10 protein-coding genes, 1 rRNA gene and 1 pseudogene are annotated in these 8,880 nt (G+C 61.4%); 7 read left to right on the top strand and 5 right to left on the bottom strand.

The window, feature by feature from the left end; translation table 11 throughout:
• The first annotated feature begins 151 nt into the window (after window positions 1-151).
• A 5S ribosomal RNA gene (gene rrf, locus CI15_RS19415) occupies window positions 152-265 on the top strand.
• A gap of 206 nt (window positions 266-471) precedes the next feature.
• Here rrf and CI15_RS19420 read toward each other — a convergent pair.
• A pseudogene (locus CI15_RS19420) lies at window positions 472-1,418 on the bottom strand (dTDP-4-dehydrorhamnose reductase family protein).
• An 11-nt stretch (window positions 1,419-1,429) separates the two neighbouring features.
• A complete protein-coding gene (locus CI15_RS19425; RefSeq protein ID WP_062129943.1) occupies window positions 1,430-1,633 on the bottom strand; it encodes a heavy-metal-associated domain-containing protein in 204 nt (67 codons plus the stop codon).
• A 133-nt stretch (window positions 1,634-1,766) separates the two neighbouring features.
• Here CI15_RS19425 and cueR point away from each other — a divergent pair, with 133 nt between their 5' ends.
• Window positions 1,767-2,189, top strand: a complete 423-nt coding sequence (gene cueR, locus CI15_RS19430; RefSeq protein WP_062129945.1) for a Cu(I)-responsive transcriptional regulator — start codon at window positions 1,767-1,769, stop codon at window positions 2,187-2,189.
• 297 nt (window positions 2,190-2,486) lie between these two features.
• Complete coding sequence (locus tag CI15_RS35480) at window positions 2,487-2,633, top strand: DUF3563 family protein (protein WP_075643732.1); 147 nt, start codon at window positions 2,487-2,489, stop codon at window positions 2,631-2,633.
• A gap of 30 nt (window positions 2,634-2,663) precedes the next feature.
• Here the strand turns inward: CI15_RS35480 and CI15_RS19435 are convergent, their stop codons facing one another.
• Complete coding sequence (locus tag CI15_RS19435; protein ID WP_082814242.1) at window positions 2,664-2,963, bottom strand: hypothetical protein; 300 nt, start codon at window positions 2,961-2,963, stop codon at window positions 2,664-2,666.
• A gap of 40 nt (window positions 2,964-3,003) precedes the next feature.
• Here CI15_RS19435 and CI15_RS38260 point away from each other — a divergent pair, with 40 nt between their 5' ends.
• Window positions 3,004-3,231: a hypothetical protein gene (locus CI15_RS38260; protein ID WP_420915867.1), complete on the top strand. Its 228-nt coding sequence runs from the start codon at window positions 3,004-3,006 to the stop codon at window positions 3,229-3,231.
• A gap of 225 nt (window positions 3,232-3,456) precedes the next feature.
• Entirely contained in the window at window positions 3,457-4,497 is a 1,041-nt protein-coding gene (locus tag CI15_RS19445) for an ABC transporter substrate-binding protein (RefSeq protein WP_062129959.1), read from the top strand.
• Between the two features lie 81 nt (window positions 4,498-4,578).
• Here the strand turns inward: CI15_RS19445 and CI15_RS19450 are convergent, their stop codons facing one another.
• Window positions 4,579-5,424, bottom strand: a complete 846-nt coding sequence (locus CI15_RS19450; protein ID WP_062129951.1) for a 23S rRNA (adenine(2030)-N(6))-methyltransferase RlmJ — start codon at window positions 5,422-5,424, stop codon at window positions 4,579-4,581.
• A 117-nt stretch (window positions 5,425-5,541) separates the two neighbouring features.
• Window positions 5,542-6,513, bottom strand: coding sequence for a potassium channel beta subunit family protein (locus tag CI15_RS19455; protein ID WP_062129953.1), 972 nt, complete (start codon window positions 6,511-6,513; stop codon window positions 5,542-5,544).
• 235 nt (window positions 6,514-6,748) lie between these two features.
• On the opposite strand from CI15_RS19455, the gene CI15_RS19460 reads away from it, so the two are divergent.
• Window positions 6,749-7,546, top strand: coding sequence for a 3-hydroxybutyrate dehydrogenase (locus CI15_RS19460; protein ID WP_062129955.1), 798 nt, complete (start codon window positions 6,749-6,751; stop codon window positions 7,544-7,546).
• 10 nt (window positions 7,547-7,556) lie between these two features.
• Window positions 7,557-8,789, top strand: a complete 1,233-nt coding sequence (locus CI15_RS19465) for a DUF3734 domain-containing protein (protein WP_062129957.1) — start codon at window positions 7,557-7,559, stop codon at window positions 8,787-8,789.
• Window positions 8,790-8,880: the final 91 nt, after the last annotated feature.

An 8,880-nucleotide genomic window follows, 5' to 3' on the forward strand; every position in this document is an offset into this window, starting at 1 on the left:
GCTATCGGTAGTGTAAGATGGGAAATGAGTACCGTAGTTAGTGGCAGCGTGGTACAGGAAAAAACACAACACCGCTCGAGTGAGAGGCACCAGAAACTACTTCTTCCAGATTGGCTGTGGCGCATACCCTGCGACGCAGCAACCCCTCATGCCTGATGACCATAGCGAGTCGGTCCCACCCCTTCCCATCCCGAACAGGACCGTGAAACGACTCTACGCCGATGATAGTGCGGATTGCCCGTGTGAAAGTAGGTAATCGTCAGGCTCCTCACCCCGTCAGAAACCCCACCCCCTACAGGGTGGGGTTTTTGCGTTTACGCGCCGATTTTGCGCGCCTGAAAAATCCAGAACTCTGCGACTGTTTCTCGCGCCAGGAAAATTCAGTTGATGACGCATGGTTGTTGCCAACAGCAGGCTCCAACAACTCTCAACCGAGTCTCTTCTATCCGGGCTCCCGCTTTGCCATTGTCTCTATGCGCGGAAGCTGCAGGCTCGAATCAGAGTCGCTGCTCCTCGCCACGAAGATACGCTGCCAATACCTGCCTGATCGCTATATCGAACGGTGTGCGTCGGCCAATTCCAAGCGCCTCCAGACGGCTCGATGCCAGATGACAGTTGTGCGGACGCGGCGTCGCGTCGGTCGGCGTACGCTGCGGTGTGAGATGTGCCTCGAGTTGTAGCGCTTCTGCCAGACGCATGGCGATCTGGTACTTATTCATCGGTTCGTCGCCCGACCATTGCGCGATACCGGAGATCGTTTCGCGGCACGAGTGCCGCTCGAGCATCTGTCGGATCACGACCGCGACGTCGGGCGTGAATGTCGGATAGCGGATCGCCCAGGCGTCCATTGTGGCGGCCTGGCCGTCTGGCCCGGCCGACGCCGCGATCGCTGGTACGAGGCTAGTCACGGCCGACTCCGACCAGTTGATGATCGGCCCATACAGTAGCGGCAGACGCAGTACGCATCCCCGGTCGGCGGTTTCGGTCAGAGCTCGCTCGCCTTCGAGCTTGCTCTGACCGTACGCGTTCAGTGGCGCGGGAGTGCTGTCGTGTCGATAGGGGGGCTGCGTGCCGTCGAACACGTAGTCGGTCGAGATCGACAGTGTCCACGCGTCGTGTCGGTTCGCCGCCCGGGCGATCGTCCGCACGGCATCGACGTTCAGCGCGCCCGCAAGCGCCGGGTCGCGCTCGCATACATCGGGGCGGCGCTCCGCTGCGGCAATCACGACGGCATCGGGCGCCACGTGCTCGATGAAACGCTCGACCGCGAGGCTATCGCGCACATCCAGGGCGACCATCTGCGACGACGGCCGGCTAAATGCGGTGGCGACGATTTGCCACCCCGCCTGGCACTCAAGTTCATTCTTGAGAGCGCGGCCGAGCAATCCGGAACCACCTATCAATGCAACCTTGAACATGATCGGCGCCCTCAGCGCGCGGACGTCACCGTGTAACCGGCTTCGTCGATCGCGGCCTTAAGCGCATCAACCGGTTGAGCCGACTCCACGATCACACGACCGGTCTCGAGATCCACCTGGACCTGCGCGGCGGCGTCGTGCTCACGGATTGCGTTCGTGACGGCTGCCACACAGTGCTGGCAACTCATGCCTTCTACATGGAGTTCGATTGTCATTGTGGAGACCTCGGCGAAATCAGATAACGGATTGACGAATTATGCCTGCCGATCCGCATTTGAGGAGCTGACCTTCCCACCGTAGGAAGGTGTAGGATCGACTGGAGTTCGGCAGAAACCTTGGGAAACAGTCATGAACATTGGCGAAGCGGCCCGCGCGTCGGGCGTGACGGCAAAAATGATCCGCTACTACGAAAGCGTCGGCCTGTTGACGGCGAAGGCGCGCACGAGCGCGGGTTATCGCGTGTATGGTCCGCAGGAAGTGCATTCGCTGCGCTTTATTCGACAGGCGCGCCGACTCGGATTTCTGGTCGATGACATACGGCGGCTGCTTGCGCTATGGCATGACCGCTCGCGTGCAAGCGCCGAAGTAAAGCGGATCGCACTCGAGCATGTCGCTGAACTCGATCGACGCATTGCGGAGCTGACGGACATGCGCGACACCCTCGCGCATCTGGCCGATCATTGCCACGGGGACGACCGGCCCGATTGTCCGATTATCGAGCGATTAGCGGATACGGATCTGATCTCGGGACACGGTTGCCATCCTCTCTAGCACCCGAGGAAAAGGTGCAACCCGAATCGCATAGTCATCGCATCCCTTAGGGTTGGGCGTCAAAATAGTGCATAGAAATTGGGGCCACGATAGCGACCGTTTCAAAATGCGAGAGAATCCCAATGAAATCAGCTAGGGAAGCGCACCGAAAATGTGCGTCATTCCAAAACGGAATGCACATCATGCGAGCATTTCACTGTTCAGGTTGCACCGCTCGACTATAATACGGGTTAACCCTTTTACGGGAAATCCCTGATGCAAATCACCGGGGATTCGATCTGATCCTTGGAGAACATCATGTTTGCATTCCTGCTTGAAAAGCTGAGCACCTGGTTCGAAACTGCCGAACGTAGCCGTCGTGAAGCGTATCTGGCATCGTCGTCGGATATCGTCCAGCTCGAACAGCGCATCCGTTCGCTCGAAACCAACGGCTATTCGCTGTAAGTTTCCGCTTCGAGTTTGACCTGGCAGCGCTCATTGATGCGCGGCCATCGCAGGACCCATGTCGAGCCCCGTCAATGCGGGGCTTTGACGTATCTGGACATCGAAAATGGCAGCCTTTTGGGTGTTTTTGGGGCTGGCGGCGCCAGAAGACTGGTCGTGGCGAATATCGACTAGCTTCGCAACGCGGGTCGCGGTAAGGTAAAGCGTTTTTCGCGCAAGACGGCATTCATAACCCATTGGGCCGCCCATGTCCTCCGTCCGTTCGCTCCAAACTCTCCAATCTGTGATCGCCTCGGCCGCCGTGGCGACGCTCGCGATCTTCGGCGTCACGTCGGACGCCTTCGCAGTCTCCGATAACGATCGCCCTCCCGTGCTTCTCGATACGCTTGGCGGCGTCAATAATGGCCAGAGCGGCACCGTTCTGTTGAGCTCGCCGCCAGCGCCGGAGCCGATCGTAGCCGCGCCGCCGATCCAGCCGCCGGTCGAACTGCCTCAGGAATCGTCGCCGCCGATCGTGGTCGCGCCGTACATCCAGTTGCCGGTGGGGGCGGGCGGGCCGCCGCGGCCGATGCCTCGCCCGGTGCCACTCCCGCAGTGATGTAGCGACCGCGCGAACAGGCGTCGGACACGCCTTTCACGATCCCGTTTCTTCCGGATGCGCCAGTTCGGCTCGCGCCCGACATCTCATACGGGTTTGGGCGCATGGCGCCCGCAAAACCGTCCGATGACAATCGATTTACGCATGATCGCCGCCCGCCTCGATCGGGGGCATATGCGCCTGCGTCACCGCTACGAACAAAAAACACAACAAGGAGACATCAACATGGCCGTTCCCTGGATCCAGCGTGCGACGCGCGCCTGCGTGATGTTGCTCGCACTGACCGCGCTGCCCGGCGTCGGATTCGCGAAGGACGCGCCGGAAATGCCGACTCTGACGATGGCCGTCGGCGGCTTACCCGGCCTCTACTATCTGCCGGTCCTCGCCGCCCAACAGCTCGGTTACTTCAAGGACGAAGGCCTGAATGTCACACTCGAGGATTTTGCGGGCGGGTCGAAGGCGCTCGAGGCGGTGGTGGGCGGCAGCGCCGAAGTCGGCGCGGGCGCGTTCGAGCACACGCTATTCATGCAGGCGAAGGGGCAACACTATCGCGCGTTCGCGCTGATGGGCCGGGCACCGCAGATCGTGATCGGCGTGCTCAAAACGAAGGCTGATCAGATCAAGTCGCTCGCGGACTTCAAAGGCGCGAAGGTCGGCGTGAGCGCACCGGGTTCGTCGACAGACCTCGTGCTCACCGTTGCCTTGCGCAAAGTCGGCGTTCAGCGCAGCGACATTTCCGCGATCGGCGTCGGCAGCGGTGCGACGGTGCTGGCCGCGGTGGGCAGCGGGCAAATCGATGCCCTTTCCAACGTCGACCCGATGATGACCAAGCTCACGCGCAGCGGCGCGATCAAGGTACTGGTCGATACGCGCACAGTGAAGGGCACGCAGGAGGTGTTCGGCGGCACGATGCCCGCAGCGACGCTTTATGCGCCCGAGAGCTTCATCCAGAAAAATCCGAAGACGACACAGGCGCTGACCAACGCGATCGTGCGCGCGAACCACTGGCTACAGACCGCGAGCGACGCCGATCTACTGAAGATGGTGCCTCAAGCCTACTTGCTGGGCGACCCGACGCTTTATCTCGAGGCCTTTCACAATGTGCGCGACGCGTATTCGCCGGATGGACTGATGCCTGCGGATGGCCCTGCGACGTCGCTGCGCGCGCTGTCGTCTTTCGATAGCCGGCTCGATCCGAAGAAGATCGACCTGAGCGCGACCTATACGAACCAGTTTGCGATCAAGGCGGCCGCGCAGTTCAAGTGAGCGAAAGGCGAAGATCGGGTTGCGCGCGGCATGTTACTCGAAAGCCGCGTGCACAGTTCACTGACACGCCGCTCATCACGCTCAATTGCCGCGATACTCGACCTTGAACGTTGCGGCCTTGTCCTCGCCGAGTACCTTGACTAGCCACGGCATCTGATCCTTCAGCTGCTTGGCGAGCGTATACGGCGGATTCAGGATGAACATGCCACTACCGAACAGTCCATAGCCGTCCTCGGGCGGATTGCTGACGGTCAGGCTGACGTGCAGCCAGTTGTCCTTCTGCAACTGCTTTAGCTGATCGGGGAAACGCTGCGACTCGGGACGCTTCACCTGCGGATACCAGACCGCATACGTGCCGGTCGGAAAACGCTTCAGGCTTTCCTCGACACAGCGCAGCGTGCGCCCGTAATCACGCTTGTCCTCATACGACGGATCGAGCAGGATCAGCGCGCGCCGCGGCGCAGGCGGCAGCAACGTGAGAATACCGTCGAAGCCGTCGCCGGCGTACAGCATCGCGCGCCTGCCTGCGTCGCGGAAATTGTGGCGCAGCACGTCGATTTCGGTGCTGTGCAATTCGAACAGCCGCATGCGATCCTGCGCGCGCAACTGACGCCACGCGAGATACGGCGAACCCGGATAGAAATGCAACTGCCCGTCGGCATTGAGCGCGCTGACTTCGTCGACGTATTCGGCGAAGAGCTGCGGCAGATCGTTGCGGCCCCACAGTTTCGCAATGCCCGTCTCGAACTCGGCGGTTTTCGTCGCGTAGCCTTCCTTCAGCGAGTACACGCCGGCCCCCGCGTGCGTGTCGATATACCAGTAGGCCTTGTCCTTCTGGCCAAGGTAGCGCAGGAGCTGCAACACGACGGCGTGTTTCAGGACGTCGGCGTGATTGCCGGCATGAAAGGCGTGGCGGTAGCTGAGCATGATGAGAAGAGGCAGAAAGAGCGCAGGTCGGCCCGAAGGAACCAGTGTCGCGCGGTCGCGTATTGTACGCGACCGCGCGACACTGGCCATCCACCCCGGGCCTCGCGCGGCGCGCGACTACTCGTGCGCGTCGCCGATGATCTCCTCGATCCGCTGTTTGATCTCCGCCGTGATGCGCTCGGCCACCTCCGCGGACTGCATGTTTTCGCCGATCTGTTCGACCCGCGACGCACCCGTGATCACCGTGCTGACGTTCGGATTCTTCAGAATCCACGCGATCGCGAGCTGACCGACTGTGCAGTCGAGTTCGTCGGCGACCGCGCCGAGCTGGCCGACCACGTTGTTCCTCGTCGGGTCGGTCAGTTGCTGACGCAGCCAGTCATAACCCTGCAACTGGGCGCGACTGTCGGCGGGCACGCCGTCGCGATATTTGCCGGTCAGCAGACCGGACGCGAGCGGACTCCACGTGGTGAGGCCGAGGCCGATGTCCTCGTAGAGCCGTTTGTACTCCTGCTCGACGCGGTTGCGGTGAAACAGGTTGTATTGCGGCTGCTCCATGACCGGCTTGTGCAGGTGATGCCGCTCGGCAATTTCATAAGCGGCGCGAATCTCGTCGGCGCTCCATTCCGAGGTGCCCCAGTACAGTGCCTTGCCGCGCGCGATCATGTCGCTCATCGCCCAGACCGTTTCCTCGATCGGCGTGTTCGGGTCGGGACGATGACAGAACACGAGATCGACGTAATCGAGCTGCAGGCGCTTGAGTGATGCGTCGATCGCGTTCATCAGGTATTTGCGGTTCAGCGTGTGATACTGGTTCGGCGCCTCGTTGAGCCCCCAGAAAAATTTCGTCGACACGACGTAGCTCACGCGCGGCCAGGCGAGCTCCTTCAATGCGTGGCCCATGATTTCCTCGGATTTGCCGCCGGCGTAGACCTCGGCGTTGTCGAAGAAATTGACGCCCGCGTCGCGCGCCGCAGCAAGCGATTCGCGTGCGGCGCGGTGATCCACCTGGTTGCCGTACGTGACCCATGAGCCAATGGACAACTCGCTCACTTGCAGGCCGGAACGGCCCAGACGTCGATAATTCATGCATGTCTCCTGGTTGGTGATGCCACGGGAATGGAACCTGAATTCAGCCCGAAAGCGTCCAGTTTAAAGAGATACGGGTCGATGTGCTTTTTACCTATGTCGTTCACAGGGTTCATGCACAATAGCAAAGTCGGCCGCCGCGCTGCATCCGCCGAACGGTCTATGTCGTTTGGCCGACTTCACGCCGCGCGCGGTCTTGTGGTCTCATTGCTCATCAACTGCATGGAGGTTCTGGATGTCGTCTCTGAACTCGAATCTGAACGGCAAGGTCGCCGTTGTCACTGGCGCTGCGAGCGGCATCGGCAAGCAGATCGCGCTGACTCTTTCGGCCGCGGGCGCGGCGGTCGCGATCGCCGATCTGAACCAGGACGGCGCGAACGCCGTGGCTGAAGAAATCAGGAAGGGCGGCGGCAAGGCAATCGGCGTTGCAATGGACGTGACAAGCGAAGACGCCGTCAACCAGGGTATAGACAAGGTCGCCGAGGAATTCGGCTCGATCGACATTCTCGTTTCCAACGCCGGCATCCAGATCGTCAACCCGATCGAAAACTATTCGTTCTCGGACTGGAAGAAGATGCAGGCCATTCACGTGGACGGCGCGTTCCTGACTACCAAGGCCGCGCTCAAGCACATGTACAAGGACAACCGCGGTGGCGTCGTGATCTACATGGGCTCGGTCCACTCGCATCTCGCCTCGCCGCTGAAGTCCGCGTACGTGACAGCGAAGCATGCGCTGCTGGGCCTGTCGCGCGTGCTCGCCAAGGAGGGCGCTGCGCACAACGTGCGTTCGCACGTCGTGTGTCCGGGCTTCGTGCGCACGCCGCTCGTCGACAAGCAGATCCCCGAGCAAGCCAAGGAGCTCGGCATCAGCGAAGAGGACGTGATCAAGCGCGTGATGCTGGGCGGCACCGTCGACGGAATCTTCACGACGGTCGAAGACGTCGCGCAGACTGTGCTGTTCCTGTCGACCTTCCCGACCGCGGCGCTGACCGGTCAGTCGTTCGTGGTGAGTCACGGCTGGTACATGCACTGAGGAGATGCCCATGGCGCAACGCAACGTGAAGCGGGCGCGCGTGGGCGTGTCCGGCGACGGGGAGGGCGCGGGTCCGACGGCCGCCGCCCGCCCGCACCGGCATCTCCGGTTACCCAACTACGAAACCGTCGCGCTGATGTTGCAAGGCGGTGGCGCGCTGGGCGCCTATCAGGCGGGCGTCTTTCAGGGGCTTTACGAAGCCGGTATCGAACCGAACTGGATCGCGGGCATTTCGATCGGCGCGCTGAATACGGCGATCATTGCGGGCAATCCACCGGAAAAGCGTGTAGAGCGTCTGCTGCAATTCTGGGAGACGATCTGCCAGCCGGCGTTCGGGCTGCCGCTGCCGGCTCCGGTGGAGCACGTGCTGTTCAATTCGAGCGAAGCGGTGCGCAAGGCGTTTACGGCAGCGCAGGCGATGAGCGCGATCGTCGAAGGGCAAAAGGGCTTTTTCGTGCCGCGGTTCCCGCCGCCGTTACCCACGGTGTCCGGTCCGCCGCAACTGGCGAGCTACTACGACACCGCGCCGTTGAAGGCCACCCTCGAATCGCTATGTGATTTCGACCGGATCAATTCGGGTGAAATACGCGTGTCGGTGGGCGCCGTCAATTGCGGCACCGGCAATTTCGCGTACTTCGACAATACGCACACCACGCTCAGGCCTGAGCATTTCATGGCGTCGGGCGCGCTGCCGCCGGGATTCGCGGCCGTCGAGATCGACGGTCAGTACTACTGGGACGGTGGTCTGATGTCGAATACGCCGCTCTATGAGGTGCTCCAGTCCACCCCGCGTCGTGACACGCTCGCGTTTCAGGTCGATCTTTGGAGCGCGATCGGGCCGGTGCCGGACAACATCACCGACGTGCAGGGGCGCATGAAAGACATCCAGTATTCGAGCCGCACGCGTCTCGTGACTGACATGCTGCAGCGCTCGCAGCGTTTCCGCCACGTGCTGCGCGAGGTGCTCGATCGCGTGCCTGAAGAGCAACGCGACGATCCGTGGTGCAAGCTGGCCGAAGACCTGTCGTGTTCGAAGCGCTACAACGTGATTCACCTGATCTACCGGCACAAGGAATACGAAGGTCACTACAAGGACTTTCAGTTCGGTCTGTCGACGATGCGTGAGCACTGGCGAAGCGGTCTCGACGATATTCGCGCTTCGCTCGAACAGCCCGACTGGCTCGACATGCCGGAGAACGATGCTGGGTTCGTTACCCACGATATTCATCGCGATTCGCGCTGATTTCGCACTGACCGAGCCGACGCTGCGCGGGCAAAGCCGAACGGTCAGGCAATAAAAAAACGGCGCCCTTTGAAGTGACCCCGCAAAGTTG

Source organism: Paraburkholderia monticola (assembly GCF_001580545.1).
In the GTDB taxonomy this organism is placed as follows: domain Bacteria; phylum Pseudomonadota; class Gammaproteobacteria; order Burkholderiales; family Burkholderiaceae; genus Paraburkholderia; species Paraburkholderia monticola.